Source organism: Rothia sp. LK2492, assembly GCF_040946345.1.
GTDB lineage: Bacteria > Actinomycetota > Actinomycetes > Actinomycetales > Micrococcaceae > Rothia > Rothia endophytica.
Map to the genome: position 1 here is coordinate 236,413 of NZ_JAYWLX010000003.1, position 18,029 is coordinate 254,441.

The window sequence follows — 18,029 nt, forward strand, 5'->3', positions numbered from 1 at the left end:
ACCTCTATAGGTAACCAGCCCCGGCTTTTCGCCAGGTGCCTTGTTCCAGGTGCCTTTCGCCATGCCGGCGTAGGCATCCTCACACAATATTTACCAGGTGATTTCCATCAGGGCGGTATTCAAACCGGACCCAACACCCAGGCAGAGAATACGGTCACCCTTGCTGTACTTGACCGAATCTTCAGCCAGCGTCATGGGAAGAGCGGCAGCAGCCACATTGCCCCATACCGGGAAGGTAAGTGGGAGGCGCTCGCGGTCCAAATCAACAGCCTCAATAATGGCATTGGTATGGGCGTTAGAGATCTGATGGGTGACGTAAGAGGTCATGTTGGACCAGTCCCAGCCGTTCTGGGAGGCCTCTTCCCAAGCCTCTGCCACCAGCGCTAAACCGTGCTTGAGCAGGCCCGCCGCATCGGTGTTCATTCCGGTATCCGCTTCGCCGCCAACACACAGATCACGGTGTTCAGTGCCAGCACGGGTCACTGACCCCACAATCTTATGGGCATTGGGGTGCTGGTCTGAGCGTCCCAGTACTGCAGCCGCAGCACCAGAACCCAGGGTCAAGGTGGCAAATTGCGCCAGCACATCATCACGGGTGGAATCGGGGCGGCTTAGCTGACGCAGGGCAGTGGCGTGCCACGGTGAAGGATCCTCCCCAGCAACAATCAGGGCGTAGTCAATGGCGCCCGCATCGATCATAGTTGATGCCACAGTCATAGCGTTCACAAAGCCCAAGCAGGCGTTGGTGATATCAAAAGTCAGAGCATGGCGGGGCAACCCCAAGCGGTCGTGAACACCCACAGCAACAGCCGGTTCAAAGTTATCGCGGGTTACCGAAGCATTAATGAGCAGACCCACCTGCTCCTTATCGATACCGGCAGCTGCGAGTGCTTGCTCACCGGCGGCCACCGCGCCGTCCTCGAAGGTCATGCCCTCGCCCCAGGAGCGCCGTTCAGTAATACCTGCCAGTCGTTCCAGCAACCCCTTAGGCATTTTGAGACGCTGATAGGTCTGAGCCAACTGCTCATCAAAGTAGGAACTATTCACCGTGTTAGGGGGTAGCACTCGCGTGATGGAAATCAGCGACGCATTGCGGTGACGGATATCTGAGTTGGCAGTCATCTACTCTTCTAGCATTTCAGGTGGGCGAAAAGGCACACCCACCACACGGGCAGGCGCTTAATCAATTTACATTTTACGCCCCAAAATTTTAATATGCTTAATTGAGCTGACGGGTGATTCTCACATCGCTGTAGGGCAAAAAGAGCTGGGGTACTGTTGATAGCGCAGAAAAATCTGCTATCTATCCCCAACCCGAAAGCTCCTGATGCACCTTAAATCTTTATCCGTGCGTGGCTTCAAATCCTTTGCTTCAGTAACGATGTTTGAGTTCGAACCTGGGCTTAATGCCATTGTTGGGCCCAATGGGTCGGGTAAGTCCAATGTGGTGGACGCCCTGGCGTGGGTGCTGGGCGCGCAGGGTGCATCTGCTCTCAGAGGTGGCTCAATGAAAGATGTCATCTTTGCCGGTGGTTCTGGGCGTACAGCCCTGGGCCGCGCGCGGGTAGAGTTGGTGATCGATAATACGGACGGCTCGCTCGCCCTGCCCTATACTGAAATTTCTCTTGCCCGCACCATGTTTTCTGCTGGTGGGTCTGACTATGAAATCAACGGCAAGCCCGCCCGCTTATCTGATGTGCAAGATTTTCTTTCGGACGCCGGTTTAGGCAGAGAGCTCCATTCACTGGTAGGCCAGGGGCAGCTCGATAAAATTTTGCACGGTTCAGCGGCTGATCGCCGTGAACTCATCGAGGAGGCTGCTGGCCTCGTAAAATACCGCAAGCGCCAGAGTAGAACCGCTACCAGGTTAGAAGCCATGAAAGGCAACCTAGACCGCCTTGAAGATGTTGCCAGTGAGCTAAGCCAGCAGCTAGAAGGACGCCGGGAGCAGGCTGAGGCTGCCCGCTCGGCATCTGCTGTGGCTGCCCGCGTCCGCTCAGCTAAAAAAGAATTGCTGGTACTTGATGCTCAGCAGCTGGAACGCAAGCGTGAGGAAGAGACTGCTGCCAGTGAACGAACTGGCGTTCTACAAAAAGAAGCTCATCTCAAACGGGAGTCGCTGACTCAACGTCTGGAAACCTTAGCTGTTCGAGAGAAAGCTAAAACCGCTGAGCGTAACAGTGTGAGGGAGCTACTAACACGTGCTGAATCGGTGCAGCATCGTGCCCAAGCGGTTGAGCTGATTGCTAGCGAACGCTTGAAAGCAGAAAAGAGTAGCTCTGCTGCCGACGACGGGGAACGGGTGGAAAAGGCTCAGGCTGCTTGGATGAGTGAAAAGCGGGAAGCTCAGCGCATTGAGCAGGCGCTCAATAATGCTCAGAAGGCGGTTGAAGTTGCTCGTGATAATGCGGAGGATGCTGAACGTACCGTCACCGAAGCTATCGAGAATCTGGAACATATTGAACGGTCACAAATTATCTACCGGGAAGAAGCTGCCCGACTCACCGGTGAATTAGCTTTAGCTCGTGCGGCGCATGACCGAGCTGAGGTGGAGTGCGCAAGCCGCCGCGGTGAGCTAGAAGATTTCACGGATAACGCGGCTGGCTCTGAGAAAGAAATAGCTGCTGCCCGGCACGCTGTTACCGAACTTAAGCAAAGGGTCGAAGCCGGCGTGAAGGCTGAAGCCTCAGCACGGACTAAAAGAGTGGGGACGGCTTTAGCTGAGCAGAACAGTCTACAGCAGTCTCATCAAGCTGAAGTAGAAGTTGAATCACTTTCAGCGAGACGCGAAGCTCTCAAAGCCGCGATGAGTTATGATTTCGCCCAGCCCGCTATGCGCGACGCAATTGCTGTTGCTAGATCAGATGGAGCAGAAGAAGTTGCCTCTCTCCTGACCGTCAAGAAAGGGTGGGAAAAGGCAGTGGGGATTGCCTTGGGGCAACTGGCCTCTGCGCTGATTGGTAAGGATGGTAAAGAACCTGAGCAGGCAGTATCTGCACTTTTCAACCCCCACCACAATGCTGAAGCAAAACTTGACGCTCAAGCTGAACTTTATGCTGAGCCGGGGGTATATCGCTTTACTGACCTGGTAGAAGCCCCTGAATCACTCCAACAGCTTTTGCTGATCTCGTTGGGCAATCTGGCTTTTTGTGATAATGATGCGCAAGCTCGCAGGCTTATAATCCGCTACCCTCAGGCAAGGCTGGTGAGCCAAGAGGCTACTGCGCGAACCTCCAGCTCAGTGTTTTACCCGGCAGATGGTGCGGGGGCAGTTGAACTGCATAGCCAGCTGGCGGCAGTCACCAAAGAACTCTGCGAGGCTCAGATTGCCTATCGAACAGCCCAGCAGTCAAGTGCTGACGCACAGAGTGCCCACTCCGAAGCTACCGCAGAAGAACAGAGCATTGCCCGCACCCTGGGTGCTGACCGAACGGCCCTTGCCAAAGCCAGCACTGAATTAGCCGCGCTCCAGGCTAGGGCTGAGACGACCGGCGCCGAAACCTCACGCTTATCCGAGAGAGCGCAGCGGGCGGTCGATCTTCTTGAGGAAACTGATACTAAACTGCAGGCTGCAATCGAAGCCCTGGATGCTTGCTTTGCCCAGAAACCGCTCGACCAGCGCGAAAAGCTCACCCGGGTTCTGATGCAGGCACGAGCAGATGCCACCGAAACGAGCCGTCGTCTGATCTTGGCTCAGTCTGAGCATGCCCACCTCGTAGAACTTCAAGAGAGTGCTGGAGCTAGAGTAGCTCAGGCGAAAACAGCCCTTGAAGCTGTTCAACGTGCCCAAGAGCACGCACAGAAAAGAGAAGAAGAAGGGCATTTAAAACGCGCGCGGGCTGTTAAAGCTCAAAAATCTGCAAAAGCACTGTTAGCGGCACTGGCCGATTCCCTTGGGGAGCTAGACCAGCAGCACGAAGCTTGCCAGCAAGCCGTGCTGCGTCTGCGCGAAGAGATAGCCGGTGTACGTCAGGAACTCGATGGCGCCCAAAAGAGCGTTGCCGCCGCCTTGACGCTAAAGGCCGAGGCGGCTGCTACTCATGCCCGTTTAGAAGCGCGATGGGAAGCCCTGGAGAGCCGCGCCTTTGATGAGCTAGGGCAGGGTCTAAAAGACGTGCTTGCTGCAGCACACCAGGGCACATCGGATGAAGCTGACTCAACTGAGGGGTCTGTCTCCCGTGAACAGCTTGAACAGGATCTGGCGACTGCTGAGAAAGAACTGAAGCGCCTGGGCGTCGTCAACCCACTGGCATTAGAAGAGTTCGAAGCGCTGAAACAGCGGCACGATTATCTGCAGGAGCAGATGAGGGATCTCAAGAACAGCAGATCAGACCTGCGCGCTGTCATGAAAGACATTTCGAAGCATATCGAGAAATCCTTTGAGCAAACTTTCACTCAGGTGCAAAAACAGTTTGAACAGATTTTTGCTGAGCTTTTCCCTGGCGGTGTGGGACAGCTGGTGTTCGCTGACCCAACCGACCCCCAGAACAGCGGGATTGATTTGCAGGTTCGCCCTGCCGGTAAAAAGGTGAGTCGCCTATCCCTGCTCTCCGGTGGTGAGCGCTCGCTGGCGTCCCTGGCTCTCTTGCTGGCAATTTTTATGACCAAGCCAGCGCCCTTCTACGTGCTAGATGAAGTTGAAGCTGCCTTAGATGACCGTAACCTGGGCCGTCTGCTGGGGGTCCTGGAGAGCCTCAGGGAAATTTCCCAGCTCATTATGGTGACACACCACCAGCGCACCATGAGTAGCGCTGATACGCTGTACGGTATTTCCATGCGAGAGGGCGTTTCTACGGTGATCTCTCAGCGTGGTGCTGATGTGACAGCTGCGGTAACAGAAGGAGCAGATAAGAATGACGGCTAAGAAAAGGTTATTCGCTGCTGGAGGCGTGCTAGCTGCCGGCCTGAGTGCCACTGGGGCGGGGCTGGCAACCTTGAGCTTCCGCTACCCGCAAACCGATAAGGAACTCCTCCTGCCCGGTTGGCTGGTAAGCCGCTACACTGGATTTTCCACGATGTCAGAGCTTGTTGATGCTCCCAGAAGCAAGCCAACTGCCCACGATATTGATGTTCCCACCCACCGGCGGATTGACATTTCCCGCATCATGATTGATGGCCCGGCGGGACCGTTACCTCTCTACATCTACCGCGCTAAGAAGCGAGTGGGTGAAGACGCAGGGCGCGGCTCCACCGCCCTGTTTTGGTTGCACGGGGGTGGGTATGCCCGTGGGAGTGCCTCGGCTGAAGTGCGCAGTATTGCTGACTTTGTGCTGACCACTGACACCGTGGTGATCGCCCCTGAATACCGCACTTCGGTGCAGGCGCCTTATCCGGCCGCCTTTGATGACTCTTACGCCGCGCTCTTGTGGACTCGCGATAACTGGCGAACGTTGGGCACTAACCCGGATCAGTTGTTGATCGGTGGCATGAGTGCTGGTGGCGGTTTGGCGATTGCGCTGGCGCTTAAGGCCCGGGATACGGGGGAGGTGCAGCTTGCTTTCCAGTTGCCGCTATACCCCATGATGAATGACCGCATGGACACACCGTCCATGATGGGCAATGAGGATTTGGTCTGGGATGAAACCAGGAACCGCCTCGCCTGGGAACTCTACCTGGGTGACCTCTTTGGAAGTAACAGGGTACCAGCCTACGCGGCACCTGCACGGGCAGAGTCCTTTGCGGGGTTGCCCCCTGCCTATACCTTTATTGGTTTGCAGGATCCCTTCCTCGACGAAACTGTGGATTATGTGGAGGCTCTTCAGGGCGCTGGGGTGCCGGTAACCTATGACCTGTATGAGGGTGGTTTCCATGGCTTTGACCATTTCACCTGGACAGCTCTGGCTAGGACGGCGCGTGCCAACTGCTTGGCTGCTTACCAGCATGCGGTTGAAACATGCTTCGCACCCCAAAAGTAAGGAAATACCGCTAAAGCTTCAACACATAGAAAAGGCCTGAGAAGAGACGGTTTGATACCCATCCTTACAGGCTGGCTATTTACCGGTGTACCCTTCTTCGGCGACATCTGCCGGGAACTTGGGTTTGAAGCCGGGCAACCACCCAAGAGAAGCTACCAACAGCAGACCTGCGCAGAGCACGAAGGCAGGGAAGAAGCCGGCGGCATCAATGATGGCACCTGCTATCAGCGGGCCGATAATGAGGCCGATATCAGAGACCATCTGATAGTAGGCAAGCGGCTGACCACCTGACCGCTTGTTTCCAATGACATCAGACAGGCAAGCCTGCAAGGACGGGCCCAGTAGCGCTGAACCAATACCTAGAAGCACAGCGGTTGCCACGAAAGCGGCAGGGTGATTAATAAAACCGAAGACTAACGTAACAGAGCCAGAGAGCAGCAAACCGGCAAAGATCATGGGGCGGCGGCCAATACGGTCACCCATCTTGCCCGAGTAAATCTGCGTCAGAGCGTTACCTGCCGCGTATGCAGCTAGGGTGAAACCAGCGAGCGTAGCGCCGCGCGCGGCAGCGTCGTAGCCGGTCTCGTTGCGGTGAAAGTCAGCGAGCACCGCTACAGCTGCCAGGGGGATGACCGAGCTCTGCAACCCGAAGACCGACCAGCCGACTGCGAAGTTGGTGAAGAGAGCGGAGCGGAAGTTGGTGAACCCCCAAGCCTCTTTAAAGGTCAGAGCTTTTTTGGGTACGGCAATACCTTGGGTGTTGAGGTTAACCTCTTGGAGTTCCTCTTTCAGCTTGGTCAGTACCACTGTGGCCGCTCCGAAGAGTAACAGAGCATAGACAAAGAAAGGCATGCGCATGCCCCAGCCTGCTGCTAGAGCGCCCAGCACCGGGCCAAGAATGTTGCCCAGCAAGAAAGAGGTGGCGTAGTAGCCCGAGACTCTACCGCGAATCGCCGGGGGAGAGTTACGCACCAGGATGCCCATAGCTGCCACCGTGAACATGACAGAGCCGATGCCACCCACCGCGCGAGAGGCAATGAGCATGGGGTAATTGACCGAGAGTCCAGCTCCCAACGACCCCAAAGCAACAATCAAGAGACCTGTGGAATAGATTTTGCGCTCGCCGAAGCGGGTGATGAGTTTACCGCTGGTAGGGGCAAAAAGGAGCCTGGTGAGGGCGAAAGCTGAGACGACGAATGTGGCTGCCATAGCGCCCACATCAAAACTGCGCGCGAAGCTGGGAAGCACCGGTGCAACCAATCCATACCCCAGGGCAATCAGAAAGGACGCTGCAATCAGCACTTTAATTTGGGTTGGCACCTTGACGGTGGGCTGGGGCCGTGGCGGCTGGTCCTTAAGGCTCTCGTTTCGCACCGACTGGGGTATGACGGGTATTGCCCCGGTATCCATTGATGGGGTGGGAATGTGTTTGCTCATAGGTGCGTGTTATCTCTATTCTGGTTCTTTACTCAGCTCTTATGTGTATTCCTTTAAGCTACCTCAGAGCCCCGTCTTTAGTGTAGAGCCGATAGCCACTACGCCCTTGAGCGGAATTCCTACAGCTACTCTTAGCCTGATACGGGAGGATATGGCAAGCTAGAAGATGTGAATGATACTTTGACTCTGATTGTGTACATACTGCTGGGTGTGCTGGTTTTAGGCGGCGTGCTCTTCGTGCTGTTGCGCGGCCCCAAGGCACCGCCCGGTGGTTACGAGACCACCCGCGATGCTGACGATGCTCCAGCGCAGGGCGAGCCGGTCACTACCATTGAAAAGCCGGCCTCAGCCCAGGGACGTTTGGTGCGGTTGCGTGCTCGCCTGTCGCGCTCTAATAACCTTCTGGGTAAGGGCCTGCTGGCTTTGTTATCCAGCGACAAGATTGACCAAGATGTCTGGGACGAGGTTGAAGAAACCCTGCTTCTGGCAGATTTAGGGTCTGGCCCCTCCCAGCGGCTTGTCGAGGCTTTGCAATCCCGCGTGCGCGTCGAGGGCACCGAAAACCCTGCAGCAGTCAAAGCTATGCTGCGAGAAGAGCTTCTAAGGATTGTTGGCGAAGAAACCGACCGCTCCCTGAACCTGGACGGTGAGGGAAACAACCCCGGCGTGGTCCTGGTGGTGGGCGTCAACGGCGTGGGTAAGACGACCACCGTCGGTAAGCTGGCACGTGTGATGGTAGCTGAAGACAAAAACCTGTTGCTGGGTGCGGCAGACACCTTCCGTGCCGCTGCCGCCGACCAGCTACAGACCTGGGGCGACCGCGTAGGGGTTGACACCGTCCGTAGCGATAAGGACGGCGCGGACCCCGCTTCCGTCGCCTTTGAAGCAGTCAAGGTGGGCAAAGAACGCGGTGTTGATACCGTCATGATTGATACCGCTGGTCGCCTGCAGAATAAGGCCGGTCTGATGGACCAGTTAGGCAAAATCAAGCGCGTGGTAGAGAAGGAAGCCCCTGTGACTGAGGTGCTGCTGGTAATTGACGCTACCACCGGACAGAACGGTATGATTCAGGCCAAGGTGTTCTCAGAGGTCGTTCAGATCACCGGTATCGTACTCACTAAGCTGGATGGCTCTGCTAAGGGCGGCATCGTCGTGGCGATCCAGGAAGAGCTAGGCGTGCCCGTCAAGCTCATTGGTTTGGGCGAAGGCCCCGATGACCTGGCGCCCTTTGAACCGGCTGCCTTTGTGGACGCCCTGCTGGACTAAAGACCCAGAATATTATCTACTGCCCCCCCCCCGCAGATAAAACTGGGAGCCGCTCATGTGAGTGGCTCCCAGTTTTTTGTGGGGTTTAGGCAGCCACTGCGGCAGACAGGGACCGCCAGCAGCATTAGAGTTGAAGAATGGATATTGAGGATACTACCGGTCAAGTAGACATCAATGATCGGCACCATCGAGTGCAGGAGATGGAGACTGCCCTAGGGGCGGCTCAAGAGCAAGCTCGTGCCCTGCAGGCGGCTCTTGCCCAAGCCCGAGCCGGTTTGGCATCCTACCATCAGCTGGAGGGCTACTACGGTAGTGAGCACTGGCATGATGATAGGGAAGCAATGGACCACGGAACCTTTGAACCGGTGGGTGCCGCCGGTGTGCTCAGTGAGGACGCCGCCTATGATGCTTTGAGTCTCTGGTACGGCTGCGCGGTCGAGATGGTAGACCTAGCTGCTCAATTGCTGAAGCCAACATCAGATCAACGGTAACTCTCAGGAAAGATCACTAACCATGACCACGAACCCTCACACCATTGAAGCGACCGTTACAGCCCTTCACCGTCATTTTGCCACCGGTGCGACCAAGCCGCGTAGCTGGCGGCGCGAGCAACTGCTTGCCTTACGCGCTCTGCTGACCGAGAATAGCGCAGAGATTCAGCAGGCACTTGCCAGAGATTTAGGTAAGTCAGCGCTCGAAGCGCACATGACCGAAATTGGTATCACGGTTTCTGCTATCGATTATGCCCTCAAAAACCTCAAGAAATGGACGGCGCCACGCCGGCTGAATGTGCCCCTGAGCTTGATGCCGGGGCGGGCATCTCTGGTTCGAGAGCCCCTGGGCACGGTGCTCATCATAGCTCCTTGGAACTACCCGGTTCAGCTGCTTTTTGCCCCGCTGATTGGTGCGCTAGCTACCGGTAACACGGTGGTCCTTAAACCCAGTGAGGTTGCTGAGGAAGTCTCTCATCTGTTGGCCCAGCTGGTGCCTCAATATCTGGATCAGCAAGCTATCGCCCTGGTGGAAGGCGGGGTCCAAGAGACCACTGAGTTGCTGGCCCAACGTTTTGACCATATTTTCTATACCGGTAACGGGCAGGTAGGGCGAATTATCGCTCGCGCCGCTGCCGAAAACCTGACTCCCATCACTTTGGAATTGGGTGGTAAGTCACCGGTGGTGGTGGATGGCACCACCGATCTGGGCGTCGCTGCGCGGCGTATCGCATGGGCAAAATTCTTGAATGCCGGGCAAACCTGTGTGGCCCCGGACTACGTTTTAGTGCTAGACGGTGTGGAGCGGCAGCTGCTCGCGGAATTGCAAACGGCTATTACTGAATTTTTCGGCACTGACCCTCAGGTTTCACCGGATTACGGGCGCATCATTAATGACCGGCACCACCGGCGCCTGATGTCTTATCTCAGCCAAGGAACCGTCGAGTACGGCGGAAGGACTGATGTTGCGGACCGCTACATCCAGCCGACCCTGCTGAGCCCTGCGTCCCTGGAAAGCCCGGTGATGACGGAGGAAATATTCGGCCCCATTCTGCCCCTGGTACCCATGAAAAGCATGGATCAGGCGCTGAACTTCATTAATGGCCGCGATAAACCGCTGGCGCTCTATGGGTTTGTTTCAGAGGAAAACCAACGGCGTCTGGTTGCTGAAACCTCGAGTGGCGGGCTAGTCTTTGGCGCCGCCCTGGTGCATCTTTCACCTCATGATTGGCCTTTTGGCGGAGTGGGAGAATCCGGTATGGGTGCTTATCACGGTCAGAAATCGGTAGAAAATTTCAGCCACGATAAGGTTGTTTTCACCAAGCACCTCTTGCCGGACACCCTGCGGGCAATCTACCCGCCCTACAGGGGCTTCAAGGAAAATATCATTAAAAAGCTGCTCGCCTAGCAAACCATTGTTAGCAGTGCTCAGATGACTGCGTAAACCCGAGACCGAAATGCTCCCGTTACTCCCAGTAACCTGGCCGTAACCCCATTTTTCATCGCTGCAACAAAACCCTGCCCGGTGTAACTCACAGGAAACTTGAACCCAACACCCGCCGAAACATTGCTCCTGTTGAATAGAACCTGTCAATACAACACTGCGGGGTAACGTCCCGCGCACAGTTTCTTTCAGAAATTGTCTCGAAACGGTTTGAAAGGGGTAAGAGGCATGGAACTCACCGCAACTGACGTGTGGACGATTGTTGCCGCAGCACTGGTTCTGTTCATGACTCCCGGTCTGGCACTGTTCTACAGCGGCATGACACGAGCTAAGTCAGCCCTCAATATGATGATGATGTCCATCATCTCAATGGGGCTGGTCAGTGTCTGCTGGGTGCTTTGGGGGTACGGTATGAGCGGCGGGGACGCCCTCATCCCCAATATTGTAGGCTCACCCTTCAGCGACTTCGGGCTATCTTCAACTCTTGCAGCCGGTGGCACCGACCTGCTAGCGGTAGCGTTTAGCTCAACCTTCGCCATCATCGCGCTGGCCATTATTTCCGGTTCTATCGCCGATCGCGCTCGTTTTGGGGCCTGGTGTATTTTTGTTCCGCTCTGGCTCACCCTGGTCTACTGCCCACTTGCTTTTATGGTCTGGGGCGGCGGTCTCTTCGGTGAAGAAGGCTGGATTGGGTCAATTTTTGGCGAAGCCATCGACTTTGCCGGTGGGCTGGTGATTCACATCAATGCAGGCGTCGCCGGGTTGATTCTCGCTTTGGTTCTGGGCGCTCGCAAGGGCTTTGGTAAAGACCCCGACCAGCGTCCCCACAACCTGCCCCTGGTCATGCTGGGCGCGGCCATCCTTTGGTTCGGCTGGTTTGGTTTCAATGTGGGTGCCGCTTCGGATGGCGCGCAGGCGGGTCTGATTTGGGTCAACACCCTCGCCGCTCCTGCAGCTGCCATGCTGGGCTGGTCCCTCCTTGAACGCATCCGAGACGGCCACGCTACCTCCCTTGGCGCTGCGTCCGGTCTAGTTTCAGGGCTGGTGGCAATCACCCCGGCCTGCGCCAACATTAACCCGGTAGGGGCTATCGCCCTGGGTGTGGTCGCCGGTGTGGCATCGGGCTGGGCTGTTGGCCTCAAATACCGCTTTGGCTACGATGACTCCCTGGACGTTGTGGGTGTTCACCTGGTGTCAGGCATCATCGGCACGCTGGCACTCGGGTTCATCGCTACCCCAGAGACCGGTACAGCCGGACTCTTCTACGGTGGCGGTCTGGGGCTGCTGATAACGCAGAGTATCGCAACTATCATCTCCGTGATTTTCTGTGCGGTTCTCACCCTACTTATCGTGCTCCCCATCCACCGTTTCATGGGCTTCCGCGTCACTGAGAAGCAGGAGGTGCAGGGCATCGACCTGGCCCAGCACGCAGAAACCGCATACGCCATGGCACCGGCATCAGGTGCCTTCGCAGAAAAGTAAGAGAGGGGCAGCAACATGAAATTGGTGACGGCACTGATTCAGCCTGAAAAGTTTGAAGACATCAAGATCGCCCTAGAAAACCTGGGCGTAGACGGCATGACGGTCTCTGAGGCCAGCGGCTACGGCAGGCAAGGCGGGCACACCGAGATCTATCGCGGTAAGGAATACAATGTCCGGCTCATTCGCAAGGTCCGTCTAGAGATTCTGGCCGATGACGCACAAGCTGACGATATTGTCGGTGTCATCATTGCCACCGCCAACACCGGATCACCCGGGGACGGCAAAGTCTGGGTAAGCCCCGTAGACGAGGTAGTGCGCGTCAGCACCGGTGAACGCGATCTGGCAGCGATTTAAGAAACACTAGTTACCCCTCGTCAGACTGCTGGGGCGCAAGGACGCCGGTGAGCTGGGAAGCAGCTCACCGGCGTCCTTGCGCCCGATTTATTAGAATGGTGAGCATGAAACTCATCTCTTGGAACGTAGACTCCCTTAACGCCGCCCTCACCAGTGAATCAGCACGCGCCCTACTCTCACGCGATGTCTTTGCCACCCTGGCTGAGCACGCACCCGATGTCCTGGCCATCCAGGAAACCAAACTCTCCGATAAAGGCCCCACCCGAAAGCACCTCGAAGCACTCGAAAGCTACTTCCCGCAGTATGAAATTGCCTGGGTTTCCTCGGTTGAACCGGCTCGCAAGGGCTACGCTGGCACCCTCTTTCTTTATAAGAAGGGCATGAACCCGGTGGTGACCTACCCCAAGATTCAGGCACCCACCACCATGGACGCTGAGGGCCGCATGATTACCCTCGAATTCGAGCACTGCTTCGTCACTCAGGTCTACACACCCAACGCCTCCGATGGACTCAAACGTCTGGGCGACCGCCAAATCTGGGATGCCCTCTATGCCACCTACCTAGCCGAGCTGGACGCTATCAAGCCCGTGCTCGCAACCGGTGACTTCAACGTAGCCCACACCGAAATCGACCTGGCAAACCCCAAGAGCAATCGCCGCTCACCCGGCTTCACCGATGAAGAGCGTCAGGGGTTCACTAACCTTCTTGCCAAGGGCTTCACCGACACCTTCCGTCACCTGCACGGGGATATCACCGGGGCCTACACCTGGTGGGCACAGCGCTCGCGCACCAGTAAAATCAATAACACCGGCTGGCGCATCGATTACTGGTTGGTTTCAGACCGTGTAGCAGATAAGGTAACCGCCTCAGAGATGATTGATTCTGGTACCCGCCAGGATCACACCCCCATTCTGCTGGAGATTGCCCTCTAGAAGAGGCCCCTGTGAGAGAAAGGGTGTAGCTCATGTCTCATGAAATGTCTTCACTCGCGGTGTACGAAGCGGTGAAGTAAGAAGACCAAGACACCACCCCTGTTGTGTTGGTGCTCTTTTTGATATTTGTGACATCAACTGTGGCTTGGTTTTTGTTAGTGCAGTTCAGCTCTAACGACGCTCTCATCTCGGCGTGGGCCCTCTAAATCAATGGTCTATAGCCCGCCTGCTGCGGCTGTCCTTCCACAGATATAGCCAGAAGGCGGCGACATGTGACGTGGTGAAGCATCGCCCACACAGTAACAAGGGACAGATATCTCGTTACAAAGCCCAGCGCTTTACCACCAGAAAATACGTTATTCTAGATAGTTGATAAACATGCTGCTACCTGACCCTCCACTTTGCAGGGAATAGGTGGCGGCGTCCCCAGCGATGAAAGTAGTTCACGGCTCGTGTTCAATTCACTCTCCGATCGTCTAACAGCCACCTTCAAGAATCTGCGCGGTAAGGGCAAACTGACCGAAGCGGATATTGACGCAACCGTACGCGAAATCCGCCGCGCCCTGCTAGACGCCGACGTCGCCGTACCCGTGGTCCGCGAATTTACCGCCCATGTTAAAGAACGTGCTCTGGGTGCTGAGGTTTCGGAGGCGCTAAACCCCGGCCAGCAAATCGTCAAGATTGTTAATGAAGAGCTCGTTGGTATTCTGGGCGGTCAGACCCGCCGCATCAACATGGCAAAAACCGGCCCCACCATCATCATGCTGGCAGGTCTGCAGGGTGCGGGTAAGACCACCCTGGCCGGTAAGCTTTCCCACTGGCTTAAGAAGCAGGGGCACACCCCTATGCTGGTGGCCTCTGACCTTCAACGTCCCAACGCTGTTACTCAGCTCAAGGTGGTTGGCGACCGTGCCGGTGTGCCCGTCTACGCACCTCACCCCGGTGTAACTTCCGAGTTTGATACCCCCACCGGTGACCCGGTTCAGGTGGCGCGCGACGGTGTGGCTGAGGCTCGTGCCAAACTGCACGACGTCGTCATCGTCGATACCGCTGGCCGCCTGGGTGTGGATGCCGAGCTCATGCAGCAGGCACGCAACATCCGCGATGCCATTAACCCCAACGAAGTGCTCTTCGTCATCGATGCGATGATCGGTCAGGACGCCGTCAACACCGCTAACGCCTTCAACGAGGGCGTAGACTTCACCGGCGTTGTGCTCTCAAAGCTGGACGGTGACGCCCGCGGTGGTGCAGCCCTGTCCGTGGCATCGGTGACCGGCAAGCCCATCATGTTTGCTTCTACCGGCGAGAACGTTACTGACTTTGAGCAGTTCCACCCGGACCGCATGGCCTCGCGCATCCTGGATATGGGCGATGTTCTCTCGCTCATTGAGCAGGCAGAGCAGACCTGGGACAAGGCCGAAGCCGATCGCATGGCCAAGAAGTTCGTCGACCAAGAGGACTTCACCTTTGAAGATTTCTTGGCTCAGATGCAGCAGATCCGCAAAATGGGCTCCATGAAGAAGATGCTGATGATGATGCCCGGTGCGGCTCAGATTCGCCAGCAGCTTGAGAACTTTGATGAGAAGGAAATCGACCGCGTTGAGGCGATTGTCCGCTCCATGACCCCTCATGAGCGTGTTGCTCCCAAGATTATTAATGGCTCCCGCCGTGCCCGTATTGCTAAGGGTTCGGGTGTCACCGTCTCAGAGGTCAATCAGCTGATGGAGCGTTTTGCTCAAGCTCAGAAGATGATGAAAAAGCTGGCATCGGGCAATATGGCTGGTATGCCCGGAGGTATGCAGATGCCCGGTATGGCTGCTGCCGGTGGCGCCGCACGTAAGAACAAGGGCAAGGCAAACAAGAACAAGAAGGGCCGCTCGGGTAACCCCGCGAAGCGCGCTCAGCAGGAGGCTGCTGCAGCTAAGCCCGCTGCTTCAGGTTCAGCTTTTGGCCAGCAAAACCAGGACTTCACGATGGATGACATGAACCTACCTAAGGGCTTCGAGAAGTTCCTCAAGTAGGCCGGTTTTAGGAAGTGCCGCTACTGACTCACTGTGAGATGAGCTAGTAGCGGCATTTGCTTTTGAGCAGGTTTAGTTCTGCTGAGAGAAAGCAGAGGCCATTTCACCTCGCACCCGGCAACCGGCAGTTGTAGATTGGTGGGAAGAAACATGTTCACCATCTTTGAGGGAGACACCGTGGCTGATTCATATTTGCCTGAAGAAGAGCTGAAAGCCTTTATCGCTTCGCTACCTACTCGCCGTCTTGCTTCGGGTGCTCTGATTCGCAACGAAGCCGGGCAGATGCTCTGCGTCAAACCCAATTACAAGGATGGCTGGACCATACCCGGCGGCACGGTTGAGGCCGGCGAAGCCCCTCAGCCTGCCTGTTTCCGTGAGGTGCTAGAAGAGGTAGGTCTCGATGTGCCTGCCGGACGTCTGCTGGTTATTTTTCACGGCCTTCAACTAGGGATTTGGGGCGACTCTACCTACTACATCTACGATGGAGGAGTCATCCCCGAGAACAGCGACATCCGTTTGCAGGAGGAAGAGCTGACGGAATACCGCTGGGTGTCACCTGAAGACCTCGATGAATACTACGGCCCCCGCCACGCGGCGCGTCTGCGCCAGGCTTGCCGGGCACTGGAAACCGGTGAAGTAGCGGAGTTCAGCTCGGCTGATTTGCCCGCCTAATCCCTCTCCGTCACGCCGTCCTCTACTGAACAGCTGTAGCACTGGTGCTGAGAACTGCGCACCGCTTGTCTATCAACGCCACCCCTAGGATTGATGTATGTCTGATTTTTCGATCGAAGATCTTGAGCCGTCCGAGCCTCAGATGCTCTGGGCCCGTGTGCAACTTGATTTCGGGCCAACGGGTATTGAGCTTGAAGATGTTGAGACCCCTGCGACACCTGATGAGGACCCGGATTCGCCGGAGGCGCGTTTGCGCCGCGAACTTGAACAGATGGTGGGGGCTATTCAGCAGGCCAGAGGAGCTACAAACAATGCTCTGGGCGAGCAGGATTTAGCTGAACTTGAGAACCTGCTCAAAGAGCCCGGGGCGCTGGAGGACATGTTTGAAAAAGTGCTTACCGAGCACCGGGAGAACGAGGGTGAGACGCCTTCAGAATCTGAAACAGCACCTGCGCAGATTCAGGACAACGAACAGCCTAACGCAACGGCCGATGACCTTGACTTTTTCGAGTTAGAGAAAGCTGAGCAGGAGGCCGAGGAACGTCAGCGTTTAGACGCTGAAATTGAGCAGCGCATTGTTGAGACCACCGCTGATGACGTCATTAACGCCCTGATGCTGGCTAGCATTGATTCCACTGAAGTGATGGTTCATGAGACTACCCAAGAAAGCGTTATCCTCTATGTACTGTGCGAGAGTGATGGTCAGAGCCTAACCACCGTGCACATGCAGGAGGATGGGTCGGTAGAACCGGGCCAGCCTTTCGATGTGTTTGTTGATGATCTGCTAGAGCAACTACCGGTGCGCGGTGCTATTTGCGCTGATCAGTTCTCCTACAGTTTCTCAGCTCCCGTCACGGCCCTGGGCGAGGAGCTTGCGCTGAGTAATGACGGAACCGTAGCGGCCCTGGTTGAGTTGCCCATGACCGAGATTCCCACCTATATAGGTCAGACGCCACTCGCTGGTCCCATTGAGGCCGCTCCGGCTGATAATGGCTGGTCCCTCATCACCGGTGACCCTGTCTCGCTGCTCAACCTTCTGAGCCTGATGCGGGTGCCATCAATCGTTGCTGAAACCTCTGAGGGGCTGGAGCATCTAGCCTTTGTTTTCCCCGGCTCATCGCAGCTTCTTGAAGAGGGTTCGGTGGGCGAATGGATGACTAAGGTGGTGGGCTCACCCGATGATTCGGACGTCGGTTCCATCCTTGAGTTCGCTTGGGGTGCCCCCAAGATTTTAACCCGTTATATCCCAAGGAATTCTGCCGTGCTGGATTACCTTTGGCTACTACCCGGTGTGCTGCCTGAGCCTCTGCACGAGATTCGCGCGGCTGAGGAAATTGATAACCTGGCCTGGCTTTACGGTCTTGATGAACAAACATCCAAGCGTTTAGCCAATTACGTGAATGACATGACCAGCGAGACCGGCCTTGAGTCCGTTATTCAGGTCCTGCAGCTACCCGAAGAACTATCTAATGTGGCGGCTTCAGAAGGCTCCATGCAGGATTATGTTGGCTACCGTGAATTCACTCCGGAAATGACGGGTATGGATTTGCTGAAGCAGACTGTCACCGCCTACCCCAATGGCAGTGGTCCGCTCAACGCGGTTGCCCGTGAGCTCATGGCCCGCCCCTGGCTGGTTGCGGCAGACGGCGCTGCAGCCCTGGGTGCAGCCGGAGCCTTTGCCCTATGGGCAGCGCGCCGTGCTGCTCGCGGAGATAACCCCAAGGCAGCGCTCATAGCGGCAGCAGCCCTGGGTGCGAGTGGGTCAGCTGAACTGGTAATGGCCAGCATCTACAGCAAGCTAAAGAACGTCAACTTTGTGCAAGACCCTGCCCCGCAGGCTCCGTCACTCATGGAGGAACTCAAAGCACAGGTCGAAGGCACAGATACAGCCAAGATATCACCGCCTGAACCCAAGGTGCTACGCAAGGCAAAACAGGTTGGCCAGCGAGTTAGCGACGCTGCCCGTCAGGGGCTCAAGAAATTCTTTGGTAAGGAGTAACCGCCTACTCTCCCCC

General features: G+C 56.3%; 13 protein-coding genes. 11 read left to right on the plus strand and 2 right to left on the minus strand.

The features are described from left to right. Nucleotides 1-90 precede the first annotated feature (90 nt). A complete protein-coding gene (locus tag VVR27_RS05005) occupies nucleotides 91-1,122 on the minus strand; it encodes a 3-oxoacyl-ACP synthase III (RefSeq protein ID WP_368547324.1) in 1,032 nt (343 codons plus the stop codon). Nucleotides 1,123-1,327: 205 nt separating this feature from the next. Here VVR27_RS05005 and smc point away from each other — a divergent pair, with 205 nt between their 5' ends. After that, on the plus strand, nucleotides 1,328-4,864 hold the full coding sequence (gene smc, locus VVR27_RS05010; RefSeq protein WP_368547325.1) for a chromosome segregation protein SMC: 3,537 nt from the start codon (nucleotides 1,328-1,330) through the stop codon (nucleotides 4,862-4,864). Continuing rightward, nucleotides 4,854-5,915, plus strand: coding sequence for an alpha/beta hydrolase (locus tag VVR27_RS05015; protein WP_368547326.1), 1,062 nt, complete (start codon nucleotides 4,854-4,856; stop codon nucleotides 5,913-5,915). The genes smc and VVR27_RS05015 overlap by 11 nt, the downstream gene beginning before the upstream one ends. 75 nt (nucleotides 5,916-5,990) lie before the next feature. Here the strand turns inward: VVR27_RS05015 and VVR27_RS05020 are convergent, their stop codons facing one another. Beyond that, on the minus strand, nucleotides 5,991-7,352 hold the full coding sequence (locus tag VVR27_RS05020) for an MFS transporter (protein ID WP_346873230.1): 1,362 nt from the start codon (nucleotides 7,350-7,352) through the stop codon (nucleotides 5,991-5,993). 168 nt (nucleotides 7,353-7,520) lie between these two features. Between VVR27_RS05020 and ftsY the strand changes: the two genes are divergently transcribed. From ftsY to VVR27_RS05065, 9 genes are all read left to right on the plus strand, one after another. After that, complete coding sequence (gene ftsY / locus VVR27_RS05025) at nucleotides 7,521-8,618, plus strand: signal recognition particle-docking protein FtsY (protein ID WP_346873229.1); 1,098 nt, start codon at nucleotides 7,521-7,523, stop codon at nucleotides 8,616-8,618. Between the two features lie 137 nt (nucleotides 8,619-8,755). Continuing rightward, nucleotides 8,756-9,109, plus strand: coding sequence for a DUF4298 domain-containing protein (locus VVR27_RS05030; RefSeq protein WP_368547327.1), 354 nt, complete (start codon nucleotides 8,756-8,758; stop codon nucleotides 9,107-9,109). Between the two features lie 22 nt (nucleotides 9,110-9,131). Next, complete coding sequence (locus tag VVR27_RS05035; protein WP_368547328.1) at nucleotides 9,132-10,517, plus strand: aldehyde dehydrogenase family protein; 1,386 nt, start codon at nucleotides 9,132-9,134, stop codon at nucleotides 10,515-10,517. A gap of 264 nt (nucleotides 10,518-10,781) precedes the next feature. Beyond that, entirely contained in the window at nucleotides 10,782-12,035 is a 1,254-nt protein-coding gene (locus VVR27_RS05040) for an ammonium transporter (RefSeq protein ID WP_368547329.1), read from the plus strand. 15 nt (nucleotides 12,036-12,050) lie between these two features. After that, nucleotides 12,051-12,389 (plus strand): P-II family nitrogen regulator, encoded by a 339-nt coding sequence (locus VVR27_RS05045; protein ID WP_368547330.1) that lies wholly within the window; start codon nucleotides 12,051-12,053, stop codon nucleotides 12,387-12,389. A 104-nt stretch (nucleotides 12,390-12,493) separates the two neighbouring features. Continuing rightward, nucleotides 12,494-13,321 carry an exodeoxyribonuclease III gene (locus VVR27_RS05050; protein WP_368547331.1) on the plus strand — a complete coding sequence of 276 codons (828 nt, stop codon included), beginning with the start codon at nucleotides 12,494-12,496 and terminating at the stop codon, nucleotides 13,319-13,321. A gap of 452 nt (nucleotides 13,322-13,773) precedes the next feature. Further along, nucleotides 13,774-15,342 (plus strand): signal recognition particle protein, encoded by a 1,569-nt coding sequence (ffh, locus tag VVR27_RS05055; RefSeq protein WP_368547332.1) that lies wholly within the window; start codon nucleotides 13,774-13,776, stop codon nucleotides 15,340-15,342. Between the two features lie 177 nt (nucleotides 15,343-15,519). Continuing rightward, nucleotides 15,520-16,014, plus strand: coding sequence for an NUDIX domain-containing protein (locus VVR27_RS05060; RefSeq protein WP_368547333.1), 495 nt, complete (start codon nucleotides 15,520-15,522; stop codon nucleotides 16,012-16,014). 97 nt (nucleotides 16,015-16,111) lie between these two features. Then, nucleotides 16,112-18,013, plus strand: coding sequence for a hypothetical protein (locus VVR27_RS05065; protein WP_368547334.1), 1,902 nt, complete (start codon nucleotides 16,112-16,114; stop codon nucleotides 18,011-18,013). Nucleotides 18,014-18,029 lie beyond the last annotated feature (16 nt).

Excerpts from the sequence above, each read along its gene's own strand:
- VVR27_RS05040 (WP_368547329.1), top strand. The coding sequence starts at position 10,782 with ATGGAACTCACCGCAACTGACGTGTGGACGATTGTTGCCGCAGCACTG.
- VVR27_RS05050 (WP_368547331.1), top strand. The coding sequence starts at position 12,494 with ATGAAACTCATCTCTTGGAACGTAGACTCCCTTAACGCCGCCCTCACC.
- VVR27_RS05015 (WP_368547326.1), top strand. The coding sequence starts at position 4,854 with ATGACGGCTAAGAAAAGGTTATTCGCTGCTGGAGGCGTGCTAGCTGCC.
- VVR27_RS05005 (WP_368547324.1), bottom strand. The coding sequence starts at position 1,122 with ATGACTGCCAACTCAGATATCCGTCACCGCAATGCGTCGCTGATTTCC.
- VVR27_RS05045 (WP_368547330.1), top strand. The coding sequence starts at position 12,051 with ATGAAATTGGTGACGGCACTGATTCAGCCTGAAAAGTTTGAAGACATC.
- VVR27_RS05030 (WP_368547327.1), top strand. The coding sequence starts at position 8,756 with ATGGATATTGAGGATACTACCGGTCAAGTAGACATCAATGATCGGCAC.
- VVR27_RS05020 (WP_346873230.1), bottom strand. The coding sequence starts at position 7,352 with ATGAGCAAACACATTCCCACCCCATCAATGGATACCGGGGCAATACCC.
- VVR27_RS05065 (WP_368547334.1), top strand. The coding sequence starts at position 16,112 with ATGTCTGATTTTTCGATCGAAGATCTTGAGCCGTCCGAGCCTCAGATG.
- smc (WP_368547325.1), top strand. The coding sequence starts at position 1,328 with ATGCACCTTAAATCTTTATCCGTGCGTGGCTTCAAATCCTTTGCTTCA.
- VVR27_RS05035 (WP_368547328.1), top strand. The coding sequence starts at position 9,132 with ATGACCACGAACCCTCACACCATTGAAGCGACCGTTACAGCCCTTCAC.